The organism is Allorhodopirellula solitaria (assembly GCF_007859855.1).
Taxonomy (GTDB): domain Bacteria; phylum Planctomycetota; class Planctomycetia; order Pirellulales; family Pirellulaceae; genus Rhodopirellula; species Rhodopirellula solitaria.
This window is the reverse complement of sequence record NZ_SJPK01000003.1, coordinates 119,738-142,159: the sequence shown is the minus strand read 5'-3', so window position 1 is coordinate 142,159 and position 22,422 is coordinate 119,738. Positions and strand designations below refer to the sequence as shown.

General features: G+C 54.1%; 23 protein-coding genes. All 23 read left to right on the top strand.

The genetic code is table 11. The annotated features are described in order from the left end of the window. Positions 1–107: 107 nt before the first annotated feature. The 23 genes from CA85_RS06685 (at position 108) to CA85_RS06575 (ending at position 22,413) form a co-directional block, all read left to right on the top strand. Positions 108–1,040: a glycosyltransferase family 61 protein gene (locus tag CA85_RS06685; RefSeq protein ID WP_186774795.1), complete on the top strand. Its 933-nt coding sequence runs from the start codon at positions 108–110 to the stop codon at positions 1,038–1,040. Positions 1,041–1,155: 115 nt separating this feature from the next. Next, entirely contained in the window at positions 1,156–1,956 is an 801-nt protein-coding gene (locus tag CA85_RS06680; protein ID WP_186774794.1) for a hypothetical protein, read from the top strand. After that, positions 1,949–2,329 (top strand): hypothetical protein, encoded by a 381-nt coding sequence (locus tag CA85_RS06675; protein ID WP_146390551.1) that lies wholly within the window; start codon positions 1,949–1,951, stop codon positions 2,327–2,329. Before CA85_RS06680 ends, CA85_RS06675 begins: the two co-directional genes overlap by 8 nt. Next, positions 2,326–3,537 (top strand): glycosyltransferase family 4 protein, encoded by a 1,212-nt coding sequence (locus tag CA85_RS06670; RefSeq protein WP_186774793.1) that lies wholly within the window; start codon positions 2,326–2,328, stop codon positions 3,535–3,537. Before CA85_RS06675 ends, CA85_RS06670 begins: the two co-directional genes overlap by 4 nt. Then, positions 3,534–4,541, top strand: a complete 1,008-nt coding sequence (locus CA85_RS06665) for a glycosyltransferase family 2 protein (RefSeq protein ID WP_146390549.1) — start codon at positions 3,534–3,536, stop codon at positions 4,539–4,541. Before CA85_RS06670 ends, CA85_RS06665 begins: the two co-directional genes overlap by 4 nt. A gap of 53 nt (positions 4,542–4,594) precedes the next feature. After that, on the top strand, positions 4,595–5,362 hold the full coding sequence (locus tag CA85_RS06660) for an FkbM family methyltransferase (RefSeq protein WP_146390548.1): 768 nt from the start codon (positions 4,595–4,597) through the stop codon (positions 5,360–5,362). After that, positions 5,362–5,901, top strand: coding sequence for a dTDP-4-dehydrorhamnose 3,5-epimerase family protein (locus tag CA85_RS06655; protein WP_146390547.1), 540 nt, complete (start codon positions 5,362–5,364; stop codon positions 5,899–5,901). Before CA85_RS06660 ends, CA85_RS06655 begins: the two co-directional genes overlap by 1 nt. After that, entirely contained in the window at positions 5,835–6,830 is a 996-nt protein-coding gene (locus CA85_RS06650; protein WP_146390546.1) for an NAD-dependent epimerase/dehydratase family protein, read from the top strand. Before CA85_RS06655 ends, CA85_RS06650 begins: the two co-directional genes overlap by 67 nt. A gap of 36 nt (positions 6,831–6,866) precedes the next feature. Then, entirely contained in the window at positions 6,867–8,099 is a 1,233-nt protein-coding gene (locus CA85_RS06645) for a class I SAM-dependent methyltransferase (RefSeq protein ID WP_222435414.1), read from the top strand. A gap of 80 nt (positions 8,100–8,179) precedes the next feature. Beyond that, the gene (locus tag CA85_RS06640) at positions 8,180–9,433 is read left to right on the top strand and encodes a glycosyltransferase family protein (RefSeq protein ID WP_146390544.1); all 1,254 of its coding nucleotides are present in this window, start codon (positions 8,180–8,182) and stop codon (positions 9,431–9,433) included. Beyond that, a complete protein-coding gene (locus CA85_RS06635) occupies positions 9,426–10,190 on the top strand; it encodes a class I SAM-dependent methyltransferase (RefSeq protein ID WP_146390543.1) in 765 nt (254 codons plus the stop codon). The genes CA85_RS06640 and CA85_RS06635 overlap by 8 nt, the downstream gene beginning before the upstream one ends. 53 nt (positions 10,191–10,243) lie before the next feature. Further along, positions 10,244–11,383 carry a glycosyltransferase family 4 protein gene (locus CA85_RS06630; RefSeq protein WP_186774792.1) on the top strand — a complete coding sequence of 380 codons (1,140 nt, stop codon included), beginning with the start codon at positions 10,244–10,246 and terminating at the stop codon, positions 11,381–11,383. Further along, the gene (locus CA85_RS06625) at positions 11,380–12,678 is read left to right on the top strand and encodes a nucleotide sugar dehydrogenase (protein WP_146390541.1); all 1,299 of its coding nucleotides are present in this window, start codon (positions 11,380–11,382) and stop codon (positions 12,676–12,678) included. Before CA85_RS06630 ends, CA85_RS06625 begins: the two co-directional genes overlap by 4 nt. Further along, positions 12,675–13,208, top strand: a complete 534-nt coding sequence (locus CA85_RS06620) for an acyltransferase (protein WP_186774791.1) — start codon at positions 12,675–12,677, stop codon at positions 13,206–13,208. Before CA85_RS06625 ends, CA85_RS06620 begins: the two co-directional genes overlap by 4 nt. Further along, entirely contained in the window at positions 13,209–13,964 is a 756-nt protein-coding gene (locus CA85_RS06615; RefSeq protein WP_146390540.1) for a sulfotransferase domain-containing protein, read from the top strand. Positions 13,965–13,989: 25 nt separating this feature from the next. Then, positions 13,990–15,201 carry an acyltransferase family protein gene (locus CA85_RS06610; protein WP_146390539.1) on the top strand — a complete coding sequence of 404 codons (1,212 nt, stop codon included), beginning with the start codon at positions 13,990–13,992 and terminating at the stop codon, positions 15,199–15,201. Further along, positions 15,198–16,442 (top strand): glycosyltransferase family 4 protein, encoded by a 1,245-nt coding sequence (locus tag CA85_RS06605; RefSeq protein WP_146390538.1) that lies wholly within the window; start codon positions 15,198–15,200, stop codon positions 16,440–16,442. The genes CA85_RS06610 and CA85_RS06605 overlap by 4 nt, the downstream gene beginning before the upstream one ends. After that, the gene (locus CA85_RS06600) at positions 16,439–17,791 is read left to right on the top strand and encodes a hypothetical protein (RefSeq protein ID WP_146390537.1); all 1,353 of its coding nucleotides are present in this window, start codon (positions 16,439–16,441) and stop codon (positions 17,789–17,791) included. The genes CA85_RS06605 and CA85_RS06600 overlap by 4 nt, the downstream gene beginning before the upstream one ends. 21 nt (positions 17,792–17,812) lie before the next feature. Continuing rightward, positions 17,813–19,030 carry a glycosyltransferase gene (locus tag CA85_RS06595; RefSeq protein WP_146390536.1) on the top strand — a complete coding sequence of 406 codons (1,218 nt, stop codon included), beginning with the start codon at positions 17,813–17,815 and terminating at the stop codon, positions 19,028–19,030. A 35-nt stretch (positions 19,031–19,065) separates the two neighbouring features. Continuing rightward, positions 19,066–19,812: a class I SAM-dependent methyltransferase gene (locus CA85_RS06590; RefSeq protein WP_146390535.1), complete on the top strand. Its 747-nt coding sequence runs from the start codon at positions 19,066–19,068 to the stop codon at positions 19,810–19,812. Positions 19,813–19,836: 24 nt separating this feature from the next. Then, on the top strand, positions 19,837–21,006 hold the full coding sequence (locus CA85_RS06585; RefSeq protein WP_146390534.1) for a glycosyltransferase: 1,170 nt from the start codon (positions 19,837–19,839) through the stop codon (positions 21,004–21,006). A gap of 2 nt (positions 21,007–21,008) precedes the next feature. After that, positions 21,009–21,545, top strand: coding sequence for a WcaF family extracellular polysaccharide biosynthesis acetyltransferase (locus CA85_RS06580; protein ID WP_146390533.1), 537 nt, complete (start codon positions 21,009–21,011; stop codon positions 21,543–21,545). Between the two features lie 121 nt (positions 21,546–21,666). Beyond that, positions 21,667–22,413: a glycosyltransferase family 2 protein gene (locus CA85_RS06575; RefSeq protein ID WP_146390532.1), complete on the top strand. Its 747-nt coding sequence runs from the start codon at positions 21,667–21,669 to the stop codon at positions 22,411–22,413. The last annotated feature ends 9 nt before the right edge of the window (positions 22,414–22,422 follow it).

Sequence of the window (22,422 nt, the reverse complement as noted above, 5' to 3'; positions counted from 1 at the left end):
TCAGACCCGCTGAGGTTTGCCGTCGCGATTTACCCGTTGGGAGTGGGGACTGCCCCCGTGGGTTCGTCGACCAGCAAACGTTCGAAACGAATGAACGATCTCTGACGGTGATCGAGAATGCCCGTGTGAAGGGCTTCGCGGGGCTCGTCATTTTGCCCGATGGAACTTTCGTCGTTGACTATCACACACGCAATCTGGCTTACGTCACCGATCACCCGGATTATTTCCAGCGGTGGCAACCACGGTGTCGTAAAGAGTATTGGCCCGGCGACTATCTTTCGATTGTCTCCAAGTTTTGTCGCGAGCATTATCACTGGATTCATGATGTGCTGTTGCATTTGCACCAAGTATGGGCGCAGTTGCCAGAGAGTGTCAGGTTGATTGTGCCTGAGGGAATGACACTGTCTCAGCGGTCGCTGTTAGAGGCGATCGGAGTGAATAAAGATCGAATGGTTCCGCTCGCCGCACATGTCGAAGTGCATGTCGAGCGTCTGCACTTCTGCCCGCCTATCGTGCCGACGCGTTTTGATGAGCCGGTTTCCTCCGACTGGCTGCGTGATCGACTGCGTGGCCATTTCTCACCGAATGCGATTCGTGGTGATAAGAAACTATACGTGTCGCGTCGCAATGCGTGGGCGCGGCGAGTCGTTAATGAGAACGATCTACAGGACGTGTTTCAACGATGCGGCGTCCAAGTGGTCTGTCTCGAGGAATTCTCGCAGGCGGAGCAAGCAAAGCTGTTTGCGGAAGCGACTCACGTCGCGGGCCCGCACGGAGCCGGACTGGTGAACATGTACTTCGCTCAGCCGGAACTTCAGATTCTCGAACTTTTCAATGATCCGGTCGGCGATCGAACGCACTATTGGTCCATGGCAGAGGCATTAGGGCATTCGTATGAGTACGCGGTGGGGGACACCTTGTCCAACCCTGCCGTCTGCGAGGAGTACCGAAGCTTCGCAACCACCCAGGATATTGTTTTGACAGCACAGAATATTGTGGAAATCGAATCTTTCTATAGGCGACCCTGCGGTGGGAATTAATCCGAACGCGCTCCGGTTTCTCGCCCGCGAATTCAAACGGGGAAATCGTTTTGAGAGGACCGCAATGATCGGTCGGCAGGGGATTCACGTTTCTGTTGAGCAGTGCGAGCAAATCTTGAACGGCGAATTTGACTTGCGTCTGCCCGTTGACCGGATCAGAGCTGCTCATAACTCTGGCTATGCTGACGAGCTCTTCAAAGTATTGGGGGCTCGAACGGTCGAATCATTCGATTATTCAGACTACGAGGGCGCGACGCATGTTCATGATTTTAACACTCCGGTTCCGCGAGCATTCCACGGTCAGTATTCATTTCTGATTGATGGTGGCACACTCGAGCACGTTTTCCATTTCCCGATCGCGCTGAAGAGCTGCATGAAAATGTTGAAGATAGGAGGTACCTACTTTGGAGCGACCCCGGCGAACAATGAAATGGGACATGGGTTCTACCAATTGAGTCCTGAACTCTACTTTCGTGCGTTCAGCCCCGCGAATGGATTCCAGACGGACGCTATCTATCTTTACGAAGGGCGCGAGTCGAGGAGATGGTTTCGGGTTGCCGACCCGGAAGTAATTCGTCGACGGGCGGAGAAGGTCAATTGTAAGTCGACCTACCTACTTGTACGAGGTACGAAGACCTCGGACGCAGACGTGTTTGCTACGTCACCACTACAGCCCGACTATGTTTCGCAATGGGAGTCTCGCAGTGACCATTCTGTGGCTGGTGACGAACTGAATGTTCTTCCAGAGCAAAAATCGTTTCTACGCCGCATTGCATCTCACTTGCCCTATGGCATGAAACGCAGGATCACGATGTCTCGGGTAGCCGTCGAGCGATGGGTTCGTGACGGCAGGATGCATCTAGGAGTGAATGCCGATCACGAGGTGTTTCAACCATTTGATCCACGCGATGACTGATGCACTATTGTCCGATCTTGTGCTGTTCTCCACAGCGATTCCCTTTCAAGGTGGTGTCAACCATCTTAACGAGCAGTGGCAAGCATATTGGGCGGAGAAATTTGGTAGCCATGGCTATGTGCCTACCGATCCGGTGCGGCCTCGCATTTGGCGTGATCGGCGGATCTCCATTCCCTATCGTCAGAACATGATTCTTTATGTTTCTAAAATCCGGATGGCCGAAATTGCTGAGCCGATATGTACCGTTCCTTTTCTGTCAGTAGCTCATCCGGAGATGTATGAGATCCGCAATTCCAAATCAGTGCGGCAGTCCCTGCGGGATTTGCAGATGACGACGGCCAGTAAATGCAAGAGGATCTTCGGAATCTCGTGAACGCGCTTGTTGAGAGACCAGTGGAAAGCAGTGCCCAATCCGCGCCGTCCCATGAGCAGCGATTGAAGGGAAGAGTCGTTTTAGCATGCTCGGGGATCGGGCACGTCAATCGAGGCTATGAGGCATCCGTCTCCGAATTGTTTGCTGCCATTGCCAGCCGAGGCGACGTGCAGTTGTATCAAGGCAAGGGAAGTTTTCCAGGAAAACGCTCAGTAACAACGATCGGCCGTCGGGCAGCCTTGTATCGAGCTTGGCCATTTTCCCGTACCTCAGAGTACGCTCGGTACCGCAACGAAAACCTGTCGTTCGCGGTTCACTTCGCCAGCAGCTTGTTCCGGCGGCCGGCTGATATCGTGTTTACACCAGACCATTGTTTGGCCGGCTATTTGCAGAAAATGCGGGCTTGGTTACCCCGCAAACCAACAGTTGTGTTTTCGAACGGGGCGCCTTTTGAGAATCAGTTTTGTGAACGATTCGAGGCAGTCCATCAAAAGTCGTACGAGCACTATGCGGCATCGGAAGGCACACCGCTGCAGCAGCGGTCGTGGTTAATTGCCAACGGATTCTCGGCGCAACGCCTCAGCCAGCCCGTGGGGTTCTCACGCAGCGAGGTGCTCAACCGCTACAACGTGGATCCGCGATCCAAGGTGGTCCTATCACTGTCGGCGCACAACAAATCGCATAAACGCGTTGATTGGTTGCTGCGAGAGTTCGCGACCTTGGATCAAGCGAAGTTTACACTGATTGTTGCCGGCCAGCCCACGGGAGACAGCGAGGAGCTACAGCAACTGAGTGCTGATCTGCGCTGCAATGTCCGCTTCCTCACGGTGCCTCAGGAATTGGTTCCCGAGTTGATCTGGGCGAGTGACCTGATGACACTCTGTTCGCTATCGGAAGGCTTCCCGCGATCGATCGCAGAGGCGATGGGTGGCGAGCGACATGTTTTCGTTCATCCACATCAGAATGCGAAGTGGATACTGGGCGACAATGAGTACTGTTTCGTCGATATGGAAGAGAAATCTGCACTGGCCAATGCACTGCGCGATGCCTGCAACAATCCAGAGAAAGTGGCAATGAGTGCCCGCAGCATTCACCAGAGGTTTCTCGACAACTTCACGTGGGAGCGAGTGAGTGATGTGTATGTAGCCATGTTTGCTGAGATAATGGACCTGCGTCGCGCTAGCGAGCATGGAGGGTCGGGCGGGTGAGTCGAGCGCATCTCGAGAAAGTATCCGTTGTTATCCCAGCGTATAACCGCAGCGACCTCATTGGCGAAACGCTTCAATCGGTTTTGGCACAAACACTCCGGCCCCATGAAATTATCGTTGTGGACGATGGGTCGACAGACAATACGGCCGATGTCGTGGCAGCATTTAGTTCCGATGTTCGGTTGATTCAGCAGGAGAACCAAGGGCCCGGGGCGGCTCGAAATCGTGGACTCCAGGAATCGACCGGTGATGTCATTCATTTTATGGACAGCGATGATCTTGTGTCGCCGAACATGCACGAGGCGCAGTTGCGAGTGCTGAATTCAGAGGGTGCAGATTTTGCATATGGGCCGTGGGTGAAGACTCGCTTCGACGGACCGTCCCTTCACTGCCAGAAAGTTGTTATCCAGCAGCGTGCCGTCCCTGATACAGCAGGGATGAAGCAATGGGTGATGCGAGGGTGGGTGAGTGTATTCCAAGCTTGCCTGATTCGGAAATCTCTGCTCGAGAAGGCCGGCCCGTATCGAACCAATATAAAGAGTGCGGATGACTCCGAGCTACTATTTCGAATTGCGAAAACGGGCGCCGTTTTCGCACACACGCCCGAGACTTTGCTGGTCTATCGGGTCCATCCGGAAGGACAGATTTCAGCTCAAAACAGTACTGCCCAACGAATAGACTGGGTGCGTTATCTCGATTCGGTTCAACAGTTCTGCGACGACTCCGAACGACTCGATACCAGAACCGATCTTGCCTTTACTTTTCGCAAGATTGAAGCCGTGCGTGCGGCGGGAGTTCAAGGGCATGAGGAAACGGATCGATTGGCCGCTACGGTTTCCAGGCCGATGTTCGTGCTGCATACGCTTGCGAAGCCTTTTGTTCGAGCAGTCAAACGGGGGCGGCGATCTCGATACGGTGATAGCTATATTCCAGCATTTTGTCCGGGGCCAATGACCGAGCATCAACGCACGTTGATTCGACAGATGTGCTGTGAACTATCTTAAATTCCTCGTCTTTGCGAGTTTTGTTTGGATGCTGGCGACTCGGTTGAATTGATATGAAGCTATTGCGAGATTTTGTTTTTCGCGTTCGGTACTTGGGACGAGGTGTTCCGAGAGCCGTCGGTGATCGCTGCTTTCGTTTCGACGAGAGCCTGCGGCGGTGGAACTTTGATCAGGAAGCGGAGGTGCGTCAGTGCATCGAAGCAAACGTCAAAGAGGGAGGCGTCGCCGTTGATGTCGGTGCCAATTTCGGATTGCACACGCTCGTCATGGCCGATCGCGTGGGGGCGAGTGGTTCTGTTCTTGCCTTCGAGCCGGTAACCGAGAATTTGCGTCTGCTGCGGCGGAATATTTCGCTGAACGGTTTTTCCGATCGAGTGAGTGTGGTTGATTCTGCGGTCAGTGATCTCGATGAAGCGACGATAGAGATGCACGTTGATTCGGACGCCTTAGAACCCAGTGCATCCATCGCCACTTCTGCGGGTGAGCGAGTAGCTGTTAGAGTCGGTAATCAATCGCTTGATTCTGCAACCTCGGCGCTAACTGAATCTCAAAATTGTTTCGTCAAAATTGATGTCGAGGGTGCCGAGCTCTCTGTACTGCGAAGCGGCCTCGGGTTTCTCGATCGTGTCCGACCCACGTTGCTGATCGAGGTTCACGACTATGCATTGCCGCAATTCGGTGAATCGACTGAATCGGTTTACAAGTTCCTGCAGGATCACGGATTCGAGATCCAACAGCTTTCTGATATGGCGAACCACAACGGGAGCTACCATCATATTATTGCGATTCCCAGTGTCTTGATGGGAGCGAGTTCGAACTGATGGAGATAGAATCACTTCCCGTTGAAGGTGCCAAGCTGATCACGACGGACGTCTTCTGCGACGACCGGGGGGCTTTCGAAGAAGCTTTTGATTACGAGTCGCTTTCGAGGTTGGGGGTTGAGTTCCAGCCCAACAGCGGATGTTTCTCGTACAACGAAAGTCCGCACACGTTGCGGGGCATGCATTTTCAGAAATCGCCCTATGCACAATCCAAACTGGTGTCGTGTGTTCAAGGTCGGGCTTGGGATGTGATCGTGGACCTGCGTCCTCAATCGGGAACGTTCGGGCGATGGTGTGGTCGAGAGCTCGTCGCCGCCAGCGGCCTGTCTGTCTTGGTCCCCGCTGGGTGCGCCCATGGGTTCATGACGCTGGAATCAGGTACGACAATCGCTTATCTAATTCAGGGTGCCTATCGCCCTGAATCAGGACGAGCTTTAAGCTGGAATGACACATCGATCGGCATCGAGTGGCCATGCAGCGATCCCATTTTGTCTGCGAAGGACGCAGCGGCACCGGATTGGAACTCATGCGAGTTTTAGTCACCGGGGCATCTGGTTTCGTCGGTCAGTGGGTAGTCAAAGGACTCATTCGAAGGGGACACAGCGTCATTGCAGTGGGACGGAGAAATGTTCCCGTTGACGCCGATGCTTCTGGTCCGATCCAGTGGCGGTCCTGTAACCTTCTAGATCAAGCAGATGTTGAGTCGCTAGTCGCATCAGAGCAAGCGGCGGGTCTGATTCATTGTGCCTGGGACACTACTCCGGGCGCATATTGGACGTCGTCGGAGAATCTGAAATGGGTTGCTGGCAGCCTGCATCTGCTCGAAGCCTTTGTGCGTTGCGGTGGGCGACGAGTGGTGATCGCGGGGACCAGCGCCGAGTATGACTGGAGTGGCGACGAGACGCTGCATGAGGACACATCTGCTGTTGTCCCCGGCACGCTTTATGGCACAGCCAAGAACTCTCTGCATCATATCCTACAGCAATGGACTCCGACGAATGATCTCTCGCTCGCATGGGGAAGGATTTTCTGCCCGTATGGACCCGGTGAGAATGCGGCGAGATTAGTGCCTCGATTGATTCAAGCTCTCAGCAGCGGCGAGCCGCTCCCATTTGATAGTGGCAGCCTGATTCGGGATTTTCTGTGCGTCAAAGATGTTGGTGACGCCTTTGCAGAGGTGTTTGATTCGGGATTCGAGGGCACCGTGAACGTTGCATCAGGATGTGAGCTTTCGATTGGAGAGCTCGTCCGTATGATTTCGAGATGTGTTGGCAATGAGCGGGTCGATTTCGGTACCTTGCCCGACCCGATCGATCAGCCTCACCGTATCGTCGCCGACACCACGCGACTGAACCGAGTTGTTGGCTGGACACCATCGCGAAGTAACGAAGCGCGGATTCTCGAAACATGCCAATCGATACAGCACCCTGCCCAAGGCGTAATGCCTGATAGGCCACATCACCACTGATGGACGCAAATTGAAATTATGAAGAACCTGCATTGCATGAATTGCGGATCGTTTGATCTGCATCGCTTTATCGATTTGGGCGATCAGCCCAACGGAAACCATTTTCCGACGGCAGACACGAAGGCCGACGAATTGGTTTTCCCATTCGCGATGATGGTTTGTCGCTCGTGTGGGCAGGTGCAGCTGGAGGAGTTCCCCACACCGGAATTCATGTTCTCCAACCATCCCTATGTCACGGGGATCAATATGCCGGTGGTCGATCACTTTGATTGGCTCGCTAAGCACACTGTACGTCGATTCCAGGTTCCCGAGAATTCGCTGGTGATCGATATCGGCTGCAACGATGGAACACTTCTTCGTAAGTTTGAAGACAACTCCATGCGCGTATTGGGCGTGGATCCGGGACGGTTGACGGGCAAGTTGTGCCGTGAAGCGGGAACGACCGTTTGCGAAACGTTTTGGAATGAGGCGACCGGCAACGCCCTACGCCAGCTCAACCTCAAGCCGCGGGTGATCACCGCCACGGCGGTTTTCTATCACGTTCAGGATATTCACAATTTTGTCCGCGGATTGGCTGCGGTAATGGATGATGAGACCATCTTCATCGCGCAGTGTGTCAACCTTCAGGATGTGATTGAGAAGTGCCAGTTTGATCATTTCTATCACGAGCACACGATGATCCATTCGGTGGGGCCCCTCAAACGCCTTTTTGCTGAGCATGACATGCGGGTGATCGACGTCGAGCACGTTGATGTGCATGGTGGTTCCTTCGTGATTTCGGTCGGCCGCAACGCCAACCCTCATCCGACATCGCCAGGCGTCGACGAGTGGATTTCTCGTGAGAAAGCTGCCGGTCTGTACGACACCTCTACCTACGACGAGTTCGCGACCCGGGTCCGTGCCAATCGAGATGACTTGGTCAAGCTTTTGAAGCAGCTCAAGGCGGATGGGAAGCGAGTTTGGGCGTTGGGAGCACCACTGAAGGGAAATACGCTCCTGAACTACTGCTCCATTGGGCCGGACCTGGTCGAGAAAGCGGTGGAGGTGAACAAGTTCAAGATTGGAAAGCTCACGCCGGGCATGCATATCCCGGTGGAGTCTGAAGATGAGCAGACCGAGACACCCGATTACTACTTGGTGCTGACTTGGAACTTCCTGCCGTTTTTTATTGAAAAGTACAAGGCGTTTCTAGCCGATGGAGGACAGTTCATCGTCCCCAACCCGACCGTGCGAGTGGTTGGGTATGAAGGCGTCGCTGGGAAATCTTAAATGCACAAAGCAATGAGACCTTTTCTGAGAATTGATCCGATTGGCAGTTGGGAGTTGCTGCATCGAATAGGGGTAGCTGCGTGAGGCCGCATCGTTTATTGATTGTCGAGGAAGCACTTCGTGATCGAGAAGGTCACTGGTTTGAGTACAATCGGGCCACCAAGGCGGCTTTGCAATCGACTGGTGATGTTCACGTCGACATGTTGGGCCATCAAACGATGGAGCTGGATGTTGCTAGCGAACTCGAGGCGATGCCTCATTTCCAGTTCACTGTCTGGGACCAAATTTACAACCAACCTCAGGCATTGCGGCGATATTTTGGCATCGGGCAGCACAACTATCGCTTGTATCGAGACTTGTCCGCCTACCTGAAACAGGCGGACTACTACGATACAGTTTTCGCTCCTACCGTGGTGCTGCATCACTTAGCGGGCTACCACGCGCTCGCCAAGCGATATACCGGCAAGCGTTTCGGCCAGTTGGTACTGCTGGTCCGAAACAACATTGCCCTGTACGATTCGGAGGGCAGTCGCACCTTTCGCAGCACGGCCAAGTTCTGGAAGTGGGCGATCTGTCGATTCTCACCGATGCTCGAGGATGGCAGCGTGCGGCTAGTAACCGACAGTGAGCGACTCGCCGACGAATATGAAGAATTGACTGGCATTCGCTTCGAGGTCTTGCCGCACCCATCACTTGTCGGCGGATCTAACGACGAGACGATGCCGCATGTGGCTGGAGCCGATGGCACGCAAGCGCTGCGGGTCTTCCTGCCGGGACCCGCTCGCTACGAAAAAGGGGTCGTCAGACTACTCGAGGCAGTCCAAATGTTAGCGACGCAGGAGTTAAGCTCACCGCTCGATATCCTACTGCAATGGCGGACGGCTTTTAAACTTCCTGACGGCAGCACTATCGGGCCGGATGACGTGGCAGGGTACGGATCGGATCAGATTCGATTCCATGTGTTTCGCGAGGCGTTGAGCAGTGCCGAGTATCTCGCGGAGCTCAACTCAGCGGATCTCATCGTTCTGCCGTACCTCCGCGAAGCATATTTCGCTCGCATTTCCGGCGTGGCGGTCGAAGCCATGATGTTAGGAAAGCCAATGGTATATACGAGCGATACGTGGGTGGCGGCATTGGCGGAATCGTTCCGCGTGGGTATCGCGAGTGGGGGAAGCAGCGAAGAATTGCGAGATGCGCTGCTCGACGCAACGGTGCACATTGAGAAGCTAACAGCAAACAGCAAGGGCCGGGCTGAGGAGGTGAAACAGTATTTTTCTGCTGAGAAGTTTGCGAGCGTTCTACTAGCCGATCGAGGAGAGAAAAGCGATGGCTGAGGTCTCGGAGGCGCTAGATACAGCGATCGAGGAGTCTAACTCGCTTCGCCCAGCGTTCGGCGATATCGGTGATTACAACACTCATATGCGATATCGCTACAGGCGAACGATCGAGGATATCGCGCGAATCGGTAGTCATTTACGAATCTTGGAGATCGGCGCTTTCACGGGAGTCGTTTCCGCTACACTTTCCACGCTCGGCCATGATGTCACGGCACATGATATTCCGTTCGTGATCGAGGATCCGGAGCTGACTCAGTTTCTCTCTAAGTTCGGAGTGGACCGCGTTGCGTTGGATCTTGCCGAGACAGATTTTCCGATAGACGCGTCGCAGTTTGATCTCATCGTTTTCAACGAAGTGATCGAACATCTGAATTTCAATGCGATCCCGTTGCTTCGAGAGTTCGCACGCTTGCTACGACCAGGAGGGCAGGTCTATTGTGCTACGCCGAACTTAGCCTGCTTAAAGAACCGTATGTACATGCTTCGCGGGAAGGGATACTTAAGTCCGATTGGGGCTTTGGAGATGCAGTTGTTGCCGGGCAGATCGACAAGTGTCGGATTGCATTGGCGCGAATGGACGAAGTCTGAATTGGTCGATTTGTTCGGCGTCTCCGGATTTCAGGTGCGCGAGCATTGGTATCGCCGTCATGTGGAGAGCACATCCGGGGCGATCCGGCGCGCGCTCGTCGGTGGCCTGTACGGCATTATGCCAGCGTTGATGCCAGGGCAAGTTGGAGTGTTTACCAAGGTATGAATGAGGCAATACGCTTACTTCATTTCTGCCCGATCAGTTTGGGCGGTGTGGCGATGAATGCCCACCATCAGGCGACGGCATTGTGCGAAGCTGGAATCGATGTGACGGTTCTTTGCCCCCCGGATTGGCGTCATGCGGAGACGGACACGTCCTATCGCCAGCAACGAACATTGGTGAGTCCCCCGCCGCACGGCAGTAGTTCGCGAATGAAAAGTCGGTGGCTGACAGCGAAAGCAATCTGGAAGAATGCGAGTCTCTGCGATGCAGCGATTCGTCGAGGCGGATTCGAGAATGTGCTATTCGCATCCTATATGGAATATTTGGCTCCGCTCTGGACGCCTCCGCTGCGACGCTACAGGGAATCGGGGGTTTGGTTTGGCGCGATGGTACTGGATCCAGCGAGAGACTACGTAGTGGGGCCGGCGTGGTGGCATCAACGCTCTGTGAGTGCGGGTTATTCATTTCTCTGCGATGCGTTCGTCCATCATGACATCGATCTTAGGGATCATGGTGCCCCCGGTATCCCTACCACGGTTGTTCCGCATGGTGATTATCCAATGCCGAATCCGACGAAAACATCGATGGAGTTACGTCAGGAGTTGCAGGTTCCGCCTGGTGATACGGTTGTGCTGTGCTACGGTCACCTCCGCGACAACAAGAACCTGCAGACATCGATTGATGCGATCGCCAGTGTCCAAAATATTACACTGGTCGTCGCGGGCAGTGAGGCAGCCCCCGGTCAACAGCAGTCAGCGCAGTATCAACATTATGCCAGCGAGCGTCATGTTGGCGACAAGGTTCGATGGCTGATCGGGTATCAATCTGAAATAGAGACCGCCAATTTGTTCACAATGGCTGACGTCGCTTTAATGCCGTATGACAAGTCGTTTGTTTCAGCTAGCGGAATCCTTTACATCGCCGTTCCGTTTCAGGTGCCGATGATCGTCTCGTGCGGAGACGGTCCGTTGGCACAAACGATTCAGGAGTACTCGTTGGGAGTAAGGATGAGTGAGCCAAGCGTGGAGGCCATTCAAGACGGTCTTCAGAGAGTGTTGAGTAGTCCGGGCAAACCGCGATGGGAGGCTTTCCAGAAGGAACAATCTTATGAACGCAATGCAGCAATCGTGATTGAGCGGATGAAGAAGCATCGCACCTCCCAACAACTTCCAGAGAGCGGTATCAAAGAAGTATGAACGTCAGTATTTTTGGCATCGGGTACGTGGGGGCGGTTACTGCAGGTTGCTTAACCAAGCAGGGTCATCGCATCCATTGCGTCGACGTGAACGAAGTGAAGGTCGATGGGATCAACGCGGGTCAATCGCCTATTTTCGAACCGGGCCTCGATGGATTGCTCAGCACAGCTTGTGATCGTGGGTTGTTGACCGCGACAACCGACTGCGAATCTGCCGTGGCAGCGAGCGAGGTGTCGATTGTGTGTGTGGGGACTCCCGCGTTGGAGTCGGGAAGACTCAATCTCGCGTACGTGAGTCATGTTTATAAACAGATCGCAGACGCTGTTAAGAGCAAAGGAACCGAACACCAGCTGATTCTGCGTAGCACGATGTTGCCAGGCAGCGTACGCAGCCTCGCCGAGCAACACCGCCCCGAGCTGATTACATCAGGGCAACTGAGAGTTTGCTTTTGCCCTGAGTTTTTGCGTGAGGGATCTGCCATTGGAGATTTCGGAAATCCCGCCTTGGCCGTGTATGGAACGATTGACGGTGAACGCAATCTTGCGTTGGAGGAATTGATGGGTGATTGCACCCTGATGCCATTGGAGGCAGCCGAACTGGTAAAGTATGCCTGCAATTACTGGCATGCTGTAAAAGTCGCCTTTGGAAATGAGGTGGGCCGATTGAGCAAACACCTATCCGTCGACGGACACGCCGTCATGGAGGCGTTCTGCCAAGACACGCAATTGAACATCTCAGCGAATTACCTGCGTCCAGGAACTCCATTCGGTGGATCCTGTCTGCCCAAGGACATTGCGGCACTCAACTCGTACGCACGGCAGGAAGGCGTTGCGCTACCGATGCTGGAGAGTATCCAGGCGAGCAACCATGCCCATCTGGACCATCTCATTCAACTCGTCAACCACACGGGGCAGCGGAGTGTGCTTATCGTTGGGCTGTCGTTCAAAAAGGGGACTGATGACCTGCGAGGCAGCCCAATGGTTGCTCTCGCGGAGACACTGATTGGAAGGGGAGTGGAAGTCGAGATCTACGATACAAACATTGATCTGTCTCGTCTAACGGGAAGCAACCAAACCGAAACATCTCGTCGACTTCCCCACCTCGCTGCTCGGTTGACAGTCGATACGGCGGGAGCATTCGAAAGGAATCAGCTTATTGTCTTTGCACAAGATTTGATTCCTGAACCCGACCTTGCCCAGCTGATTTCAGCAGATCATGTAGTCCTCGATGTCAACGGGATTCCGTCACTTCGGTCAATTCCCTGTCATTACGAAGGGCTCTGCTGGGAATCATGAAAGTCTTCTTCGGCTCGCTGCTCTCCTACCTGTTCAACAATTGGGTGACGCTGGTGCCTTCTCGGCGGGTGAGGACGTTGTATCTGAGAGGGTATTTCGGCAGTCTTGGTAGCGGATGCAGCATTCAGATGCGGTGTCGGTTCCTCAATGCTAGAAAGGTTCACTTGGGAGATCGAAGTGTTCTCAATTTCGGCTGTTTGTTGGATGGAAGAAAGTACATTATCAAGATAGGTGAGGATGTATCGATCGGCCCGGAGACGTCCATACTGACGTTGGGACACGATCCGCACAGCACGACCTTTGCGGACCGGGGCGGCGATGTGGTGATCGGAGATCGCGTTTGGATTGGATACCGGGCTTTGGTAATGCCGGGAGTCAGTATCGGGGAGGGAGCTGTGGTGGCTGCCGGTGCCGTCGTCACGAAAAATGTGGAGTCATTTACTATCGTCGCCGGCGTGCCAGCAAAGAAAATTGGTGATCGTGAGCGAGCGCTCGATTATCGACTCAACTATCACCCATGGCTAATTTGAATGCCAGATCTGAATAAGCCAGCGGTCTTGGTGGCGACGCATCCCAGGTCGGGGACGCACCTGACCATAGATTTGCTGCGTCGAAATTTCCCGGATCTTGCGTCAAAAAAGAAGCGTGGTGAGTCTCTTGACTCACTTTACGTACCCATCGACATCGTCTTAGGGAGAGATCCGTCAGCGATTGAGCGAACGCAGCGGCTGGTCGAGAGGCATGATCACCCGATTTTGAAGTCACATTGGCTGAATCCCGATTATGCGAACTTAATTGCCGCGTCAGCAGACCTAGGTCAATGGGTTGCTGAGAACGCAAAGGTAATCTATGTCGTGCGTGAGCCACACCGCGTTCTCGCTTCCCACTATCTCTTTGAATCGTCACACCGGGATGTCGATGGTGACCTGCAAGCGTGGTTCGACCATGCTTGCAGGTACTGGTGCCGACATGTGCGTGGTTGGCTGTCGACAACACCTAGCATGGTGCTCCGGTTCGAACAGATTATCTCAGAGCCTAGCGAGACCGTGCGAGAATTGAGTGACGTGCTCGAATTGCCAGCTCGGGCTGTTGAGCCGATGTTGCCACCGAAGTTGAGATCAAAATGGCTCGGACGATGGTACCGCGTGACGGGGACTTCGGCACCTTCGACCGAGATCCTCACACCTGGACAGGGAGCTTCATTCGATAGTCTGTTTGGCGATCTCGACATGACCGTTTTCGAGAGTCTCGTTTTGCCCTTGGCGGAACAGGTTGGGTACGAATGATCCTGCGGGATGAGACTGGGTAGTGATGGCTTCGGGTAAACAGTCGCTGGTGGATTTGACGGGACTCGATACGCTCCGAGGGTTATTGGCAGTTTTCGTGGTGGCGCATCACGCTCGATGGCTGTGCTGGACCGGACAGGCCCAATGGCGGATGACAGAACATACGTGGTTGCCCTCGGCCATTGCGAATGTGACAGCCGTATTCCGCTATGGGCACGAGGCGGTAATGGTTTTTTTTGCACTGAGCGGTTTCTTCATTCATCTGCGCGCTGCTAAACAGTTTGCGGTGGAACGGCAATGTGAGCGGTTGAACGTGCGACGCTTTACCAAACGACGATTGCATCGTCTTGCTGCTCCCTACTTTCTTGTTTTATTTCTGACCTTCGTCCTCGATTCAATCGGCAGGCATTCCTTTCCCAGTTTGTACGTGGGCGATACGGGTAATGCCTTATTGGACCAGAACTTTTCAGGTGGGAATTATTCCGCCCGTGCGGTGATCCCCGGGCTCGTGATGTTGCCGCGTTCGCTCGGTCTGACTTTTGGTTCCAACGGGCCGCTGTGGTCACTTGGCTATGAGGTGGTTTATTATGCGTTCTATCCGCTCTGGTTGATGGTGCGTCGTCATAGTTTATGGTTTGCGTACCTTGGCATTCCCTTTATCTGTTTCGTGATCGCTGGATTAAGTCTGGGGGCGTGGTTGCCGGCGGTCATCTCACATTGGCCAATTTGGATTGCTGGCGCAGGCCTTGCCGAATGGCTAATGCTGCGCAACCATCAGATAAGCCGTCGAGGTGGCGGGACGCAAGCACTGCCTAAGCGAGACGTCGCCCATTGGCGAAATCGATTCTGTCTGTATGGTCTCGCATTGACAGTCGTGGGATTTGCGGGCTGTCAGATCTCGCAGCTTCCCATGGCAATCCTGCTCAGCTATGCGGTGTTGGGATGTGGATGTGTGTTGTCATTCTGCACGCTTCCCACGGTGATCGGCGGGATGAAGTTTTTCTCAGCTTGGCAGTTTCTTGGGTTTCGATCCTACACCATCTACATTCTTCACTTCCCGCTACTCGCATTGATGGCGGCCCCGTACTTTCAGGCTGGCGGGCCGCCGAGCGATGGATGGTTCGCACTGGCTGCCGCCATAGCAACGACGTTGATTTGCGTGGCTGTCTTTGAACTTTGTGAGCGGTGGTTTGTGCATGCACGGATACGCGTCGAATCGAGGCCGGAGCCCACATGAGTCCACCGGATGAACGATGGATGGTATGTCAGATTGGCGCGCGCGAACACTACTCGATTGCGCGAGCACTCCATCTCGCTAAAGTCCCCACGACGCTGCTGACGGACTATTGGTCGGGAGGACGCACTTGGGGAGTCCCATCACGATTGTCACAGCGATATCACGCTGATCTTGCCACGGCGGATGCACGAGGGTTCAATGCAGCGTATCTGCGTTTTGTGGCGTCGGCTAAGATCAAGAGGTTGCAGCACTGGGACTGGATCGTGGCGCAGAATGAGTGGTTTGGGAAACGAGCCGCAGATCAGCTTGCCAGGCAGTGCCGGAAGGGTGATCGTCCCACTGTCGTGTTCGCCTACAGCTATGCGGCCAAGTCGATCTTTCAGCGGGCAAAGCGCGATGGTTGCATCACGCTGCTGGGACAGATTGATCCAGGTCCCGTCGAGATGCGATTGGTGAGGCAATTGCATGAGCGGGCGGGATGCGAGCCACTGCGAGAACCGCCGCAAAGTTACTGGGACAATTGGCGTGTGGAGTGTGATCTGGCCGATGGTATCATCGTTAATTCGCCGTGGTCACGTGATGCGATGATCCAAAGTGGAGTGTCAGCGGGCAAGATCCTCATCGTTCCACTTGCCTATGAACCCGAGAGGCGTCCAGTGGCGCGAGAGCGGGAGTATGCGGGGGAGTTCACTGAGACGAATCCACTGAGAATTCTGTTTTTGGGCCAGGTCAACCGTCGAAAAGGGGCCGCGGAACTACTCGGGGCTATTCAGGCCATGGAAGCGGACCCGGTTCAATGGACGATTGTTGGCCCCGGGGATGAAGACTTGCTCGCACAGTTTCGGCAGACGCCGCGGACGAATGTGGTGGGCCCGGTAACCCGGTCCCAGGCTGCCGAGTATTATCAGAAAGCCGATGTGTTCATTTTGCCCACCCATTCTGATGGGTATGCGTTGACGCAACTGGAAGCCGCTTCGTACGGGTTGCCATTGATCACATCGAGGTTTTGTGGTGAAGTGGTTACCGAGGGGCAAAACGGGATCTTGATCAATCGCATTCATGCCGAGGAGATTGTCAGGTCCGTGCAGTACTTACTTACGAACCCCGTGGAGCTGACTCGAATGGCGAGGAACCAGCTTCATTCGGAATTTCTGGCGATACCGGACCTGGTGGATCGAATGCGGGATGCGGCAGATCGAGCCTCTGAGATGGCTCGTCAATCCACGGAGGAGATTTCGTGACAACCTACATCGAAGCTCTTTTTCATCAAAGCTTTGCTTACTACGCGGTCGTAGCGTTGTTCGTGGTGCTGTTGGCGGAGGCCGCCTCGAAAAGCCGCGAGCTTCGTTGGCTCTATGCCTGCTTCGTGTATCTAACAATTTGTCTGTGGTACCTCATCGATCCGGTCTATCGCAGTGGAGAATACGCTTATGTTTCGAATGAGGACTTTACTCTCGCTTTCGTCCAGGTAGGGATTTTCCTGGTCGTCTTTCGGGGCTTGTTCGAGCTTGTGTTGCCGCCCACTCCGACGCGCAGTCTACGAGCTTTTGATCCACGGATGCTCGACCATGCCGGCGTCACGAAGGTAGTGGTCATCGCTTGGTTGGCACTGCTCGCTATCGGCATGTACCGTGTGAATTTTCAGTTTCGAGCCGCGCTCTTTCCCATTGAGGGACGACATATTTGGGGAACACACATGTGGGCTCGGCCTCGCATTGGAGGCGCGTTTAGCTTCCTCGTTTCCGTGGCCGACTATACGTACATGTTCATCTGTTCGATGTTTGGCATGATCGCTGTGGCGACGCTACGCCCGAACGTTCGCCGTTGGATGATTGCCCTGATGCTGTTGACCTGGCCGATGTTTGTACTGGAAGGAAGTCGGCACAAAGTGCTCATCGTTGCGATGCCAGCAGCGTTCTCGCTGCTGCTACTGAAGTCTTGGAGCCGGCAGAAACAAATCACATTCGTCGTGGTCTCCCTGTTGGTGGTCAATTTCTTGATGCTGATTGCGGTGACCTACCGCAATGTGGGTTACGCGGAATATTTCACGAGCGAACGTGATCGCAAGATGACCCACTTTGGATTGAACATGACTGAGGAGCTTATGTACTTGAATCGGTACCAGCAGCATGGCGCGATGGACGTAGAGTGGGGGTACAACTACTTCGCCAATGCTGTCAATCTCGTGCCGCGTGTGCTGTGGCCAGGGAAGCCTCAGGTGGGAATGAAATACGCTGCCTTGCGGGTGGGAATGTATCGGGGCCAAACAGCGGCAACGATCTCGCATGGAATTATAGGTCAAGGGGTAACGAATTTTGGCCGCTGGCTCGGGCCGGCGGCGCCAGCAATCATCTTGCTCGCTTTCGGTTATTGGGTATGTCGGCTTCCTGAACAAGGGATGCCGTTTCTACGAGCTTGCCTTGTGTTGGCTTGCTTTACAGCACTACCAAACTTCGGCCGCGATATTACCTTATTCACGTTCTGGCCGGTTATTTTCGGGACTTTGGGCATTTTTGCATATGAGCGATATTTTGCAGACCCAAGAGTATTCGCATCGCCCGTGGAGCATTCTAGAGAACACGTAGTTTGAAGAATAATCAAGGTTGAATCCGTGAAGATCACCGTACTATTTGAGCGTCTCGGTCCCTATCATGCGGCCCGCCTGAATGCCGCGGCCAGCTGTTGCCAGCTGACTGCGATCGAAGTTCAGCGGACCGATGAAATTTATGCGTGGGATGAGCTGGATCAGGTTGGCTTTTCCCGCGCGTCCATCTACAAGTCCTCAGGTGAACGACGTGGTTTTTCTGATTTGAGACAGCGAGTGGAAGAGAGCTTGGCTTTAACCAAACCTGACGCTGTCGCTATTCACGGATGGTCGGAGCCAGCCGCTCTGCTGGCGCTGCGTTGGTGCCGAGCCAACCGCGTTCCCGCAATCGTGATGTCAGAATCGAGCGAGCGAGATGCACCACGCAATCAGGTCGGTGAGTTGATCAAACGCCGGGTGGTTGGCCAGTTTTCTGCAGGTCTCGTCGGTGGTCATGAACATCAGGAGTATCTTAGCAAGCTGGGACTTCCGGTCAGGCAGTGTGTTCTGGGGTACGACGTGGTGGACAATGCCTACTTTGAATCAGAAGCGGCTCTGGCCCGCCGAGACGCTGAGCGGATACGCCATCAATTAAATCTACCTCGTCGCTACTTTCTCGCATCCTGTCGGTTTATCGAGAAGAAGAACGTAGAACGTCTGATCGGTGCCTATTCCCAGTATCATTCTGCATGTGGCGATGCTACGTGGGACTTAGTCATACTTGGTGATGGGCCGTTGTGCGATCGGATCCATGGGATGGTCGACACTTACGAACTTGCGGAATACGTCCACCTCCCTGGTTTTCGCCAATACGCGGAGTTGCCGGCTTACTACGCAATGGCTGGTGCATTCGTGCACGCTAGCACGATTGAACAGTGGGGGCTTGTTGTTAATGAAGCAATGGCATGTGGGTTGCCAGTCATTGTTTCCAATCGATGTGGTTGTTCAGACGAACTGGTAGATGGCTCCAATGGCTGGACGTTTGACCCCTTCGATGTTGAACAATTGTCTGCGTGTTTTAGGGAATTGACAGAACTGTCAGACCAGGAACTGAACCGGCTTGGAAACACCAGCTTTCGAAGAATCCAGAAGTGGTCGCCCATGCATTTTGCCAACGGGCTCACTGGGGCGGCGAGGATTGCAATCGGGCAAAGCCGGGAGGACTGGTCATGGAAAGATGACAGGGCACTGCTTGTACTGGCATGGAAGCGGCGAAATCAGTTGAAGAATCAAGTAGCCATCTAGAGGAGTGGATGTTATGAAAACCTGGAGTGCCGCTAATGACTAGTAGAGATCAATCAAGTGTCAGGGATCACTTCAATGAACGGGCGCCCACCTATGCAAATTTATTTGACACCAAAACGAAATCAGGAGCCTCATTTGGCTTCCAGAAGCGATCTGAGGTCGTAACTGAAATTGTGTCAGAGCGAACGGGCGCAATGATGGACTGCGCGACTGGGACCGGCGACATCACTGCCGCCGTTATGCAAGCATGTGATTTCAGTCGTGTTCACGTTAATGATTTCTCGCCAGACATGATGCGGCGAACCAAGAGCCGAATCGAGCAAGCAGACGGAGTCACGGCGTCCTGTTCAGACATATTCTCGATTCGCGATGAGATTGGCGATGAGAAGTTTGATGTTATACTATGCCTCGGATTGATTGCTCACACAGGGCGAGTTGAAGAGCTTCTCTCACTTTTGAAGTCTTGCGTGCAAAGGGATGGTGTTATTATATTGCAATCCAGCCTGCTAGACCACGTTGGGCTCAACGTAGTGAAATGGTCGACCAGTGCACGTCACGAACGCAGGTTTGGATATCGCCAATCGTTCTATCGACTTTCCGAACTGTTGTCGGCCGCTACTCAGGCGAATCTAAGAACTGTCAGTATAACGCGTTACAGTGTTGGTCTTCCGTTTGGGGATCGGCTGTTTCCTAGATTTAATCATTTTATCGAGCAGCAGGGACAGCGTCTCGCATCCTGGTGTGGTGCAGAGGCAATCATTGTGCTTGAGCGAGAAATCTAGAGCTGAGATGGTCAACTTCAAATAATGCGCGTCACCTTTCTTACACTCTCAGCTTCTCGGCGAGCAGGCGGATTATTTTTTAGTGTGAAGTCACTAGCGAAGTCGTTGCAGATTGGTGGCGTTGATACAAGCGTACTGGCCCCGAGGGATTCTGATACTACTGAGGATTTAAGCACATGGTCGCCGATTCGTGTTACTGCAGTGGATCCGATGGGACCCGTGTCATTCGGTTATTCATCTGATTTCTATTCTCAGCTGAATCTGCTCTCACCTGATCTTATGCACGTACACGGTTTGTGGATGCATCATTCGTGGGCCTGTCAATGGTATTCTCAATCAAGAGGAGTTCCTTACGTCGTTTCGCCGCGAGGCATGTTGGATCCTTGGGCTTTGCGGCAGGGGCGGTGGAAGAAGCGGGTCGCGGGTTGGTGGTTTGGCCAACGTGTGCTCGATCAGGCGGGGTGTTTGCACGCGCTTAATGAATCCGAGCTGCAGTCGATGCGGGCGTTCGGGTGTCGCAATCCCATCTGTGTGATCCCCAATGGGATCGATCTTCCTGAGCTTGATGGGGCGTTGTCGGTCAAACCTGCGAGTTGGCGAGAGCAGACAGCCGACCGCAAGGTGCTGCTCTATATCGGCCGAATCCATCCTAAGAAGGGATTGGAAAACCTGCTGCGAGCATGGGCGATGCTGGATCGTTCTTTGCGCGAGGCCTGGGTATTGCCGATCGTGGGATGGGACCAAGGCGGGCATGAAGCAGAACTTCGAGAGCTGGCCGAGACGCTCGGCGTGAGCGACAGTGTGTTGTTCCTGGGACCACGTTTCGGCGACGACAAGGATCGCTTACTCCGCGCAGCAGATGGTTTCGTGCATACATCATTTTCCGAAGGGTTGCCCATGGCCATTTTAGAAGCGTGGGCGTATCAGTTACCTGTTGTGATGACGCCTCAATGCAATCTGCCGATTGGTTTCGCACGCCAAGCAGCGATTTCTGTCACGACGGATGTGGATGCAGTCCGCGTCGGCATTGAGGAGTTGATGCGGATGACCGACCGTGGTCGCGAGTCGATGGGCGAGGCGGGGCGACGGTTGGTCGAAGAGGAATTTTCATGGCCGAAGATTGCTCGAGAGACGCAGTCGGTTTACCAATGGCTGTTGGGCGGCGACCGGCCCGATTGCGTGAGTGAAGTTTGACGATGTCGATTGAGCTTTCCAACTATCGAACAGATTTTGATCGCGGGGCAGGGCGAACGCGGCAGTTTGCTTGGCTGGTAGTTCAGTTTCTTTTCTTTTCTCTGCCGTGTCCGCTGCCCTCGCGCGTGCGGGTTTTGTTGTTGCGTTGTTTTGGTGCGGCGGTGGGACATGGCGTTGTGATCCGCTCCGGCGTGAAGGTTTCGTTCCCGTGGCGGTTGGAGGTCGGAGATCACACCTGGATCGGAGAGGATGTCATGATTCTATCCCTCGCTCAGGTAACGATTGGTTCGAGCTGCTGCATCTCCCAGCGTGCTTTTTTGTGTACGGGGTCGCATCGGTTCGATCGTCCAGGGTTTGACTTGGTAACCAAGCCAATTGAAATCTGTAATGGTTCCTGGGTCGCTGCTCAGGCATTTGTCGCCCCCGGGGTGACGGTTGGCAGAGATAGCATGTGTATGGCGGGCAGCATTGTGCTGAAGGATGTCATGCCTGGCACGGTTGTGTGCGGGAATCCGGCGACGGTCCGTTCTCGCGATTGAGTCGCCTAACCGAAAAGAGGGCTGACCCTTCGGAGGCGAGTCATTTAATTTGATCCACAACAGGCTCACCGGAGAGGGGCGGACCCCTGTTCGGATAGCCTTTCGGAGAAGCTGAGAAACGATGAAAATCTCCGTTATCACCGCGGTTTACAATCGCGCAGACACGATTGCTGGGGCTATCGATTCTGTGCTCGGGCAACAGAATGTTGACTTGGAGTACATCGTCGTCGATGGCAAGTCGACCGACTCGACAGCCGATGTTGTCGCAAGCTATGGAGGCCGCATCACGCGGTCGATTTGCGAACCGGATGCGGGGATCTACGATGCGTTAAACAAGGGCATTGCGGCTGCATCCGGGGACGCGATCGGGTTTTTGCATGCCGATGATTGCTTTGCCGACGATCAGGTGTTGAGTCGGGTGGTAGAGATGCTGGCCGACGAACGCATCGATGGCGTGTACGGGGACCTCGTGTACGTTGATGCCGGATCACTCGAGCGGGTGCGTCGCAAATGGGTATCCGGGCCGTACAAAGTCGCCAAGTTTCGTCGCGGTTGGATGCCACCCCATCCAACCGTTTATTTTCGCAAACAATGCTACGAACAGTTTGGCGTTTTCAATGATCATATGAAGACGGCAGCGGACTATGAATTGTTGGTGCGGATGATGGTCAAGCATCAGGTACCGATGGGGTATCTTCCTCAGGTTATGGTGAAGATGCGAGTCGGTGGTGCGAGCAACGCGAGTCTCCGCAACCGGATGCATGCCAATGCGGATGACCGGAACGCTTGGGTGATCAACGGGCTGCCTTCCCCGTGGGGGCTGCGCCTAACCAAGCCGTTGAGGAAGTTGCCTCAGTTTCTGCGATAGGGCGTTTCT

Bases quoted from the DNA above. Each gene is read 5' to 3' on its own strand.
- CA85_RS06675 (WP_146390551.1), top strand. From the start codon at position 1,949: ATGACTGATGCACTATTGTCCGATCTTGTGCTGTTCTCCACAGCGATT.
- CA85_RS06660 (WP_146390548.1), top strand. From the start codon at position 4,595: ATGAAGCTATTGCGAGATTTTGTTTTTCGCGTTCGGTACTTGGGACGA.
- CA85_RS06655 (WP_146390547.1), top strand. From the start codon at position 5,362: ATGGAGATAGAATCACTTCCCGTTGAAGGTGCCAAGCTGATCACGACG.
- CA85_RS06650 (WP_146390546.1), top strand. From the start codon at position 5,835: ATGCAGCGATCCCATTTTGTCTGCGAAGGACGCAGCGGCACCGGATTG.
- CA85_RS06645 (WP_222435414.1), top strand. From the start codon at position 6,867: ATGAATTGCGGATCGTTTGATCTGCATCGCTTTATCGATTTGGGCGAT.
- CA85_RS06635 (WP_146390543.1), top strand. From the start codon at position 9,426: ATGGCTGAGGTCTCGGAGGCGCTAGATACAGCGATCGAGGAGTCTAAC.
- CA85_RS06630 (WP_186774792.1), top strand. From the start codon at position 10,244: ATGAATGCCCACCATCAGGCGACGGCATTGTGCGAAGCTGGAATCGAT.
- CA85_RS06625 (WP_146390541.1), top strand. From the start codon at position 11,380: ATGAACGTCAGTATTTTTGGCATCGGGTACGTGGGGGCGGTTACTGCA.
- CA85_RS06620 (WP_186774791.1), top strand. From the start codon at position 12,675: ATGAAAGTCTTCTTCGGCTCGCTGCTCTCCTACCTGTTCAACAATTGG.
- CA85_RS06615 (WP_146390540.1), top strand. From the start codon at position 13,209: ATGCCAGATCTGAATAAGCCAGCGGTCTTGGTGGCGACGCATCCCAGG.
- CA85_RS06610 (WP_146390539.1), top strand. From the start codon at position 13,990: ATGGCTTCGGGTAAACAGTCGCTGGTGGATTTGACGGGACTCGATACG.
- CA85_RS06605 (WP_146390538.1), top strand. From the start codon at position 15,198: ATGAGTCCACCGGATGAACGATGGATGGTATGTCAGATTGGCGCGCGC.
- CA85_RS06590 (WP_146390535.1), top strand. From the start codon at position 19,066: ATGACTAGTAGAGATCAATCAAGTGTCAGGGATCACTTCAATGAACGG.
- CA85_RS06585 (WP_146390534.1), top strand. From the start codon at position 19,837: ATGCGCGTCACCTTTCTTACACTCTCAGCTTCTCGGCGAGCAGGCGGA.
- CA85_RS06580 (WP_146390533.1), top strand. From the start codon at position 21,009: ATGTCGATTGAGCTTTCCAACTATCGAACAGATTTTGATCGCGGGGCA.
- CA85_RS06575 (WP_146390532.1), top strand. From the start codon at position 21,667: ATGAAAATCTCCGTTATCACCGCGGTTTACAATCGCGCAGACACGATT.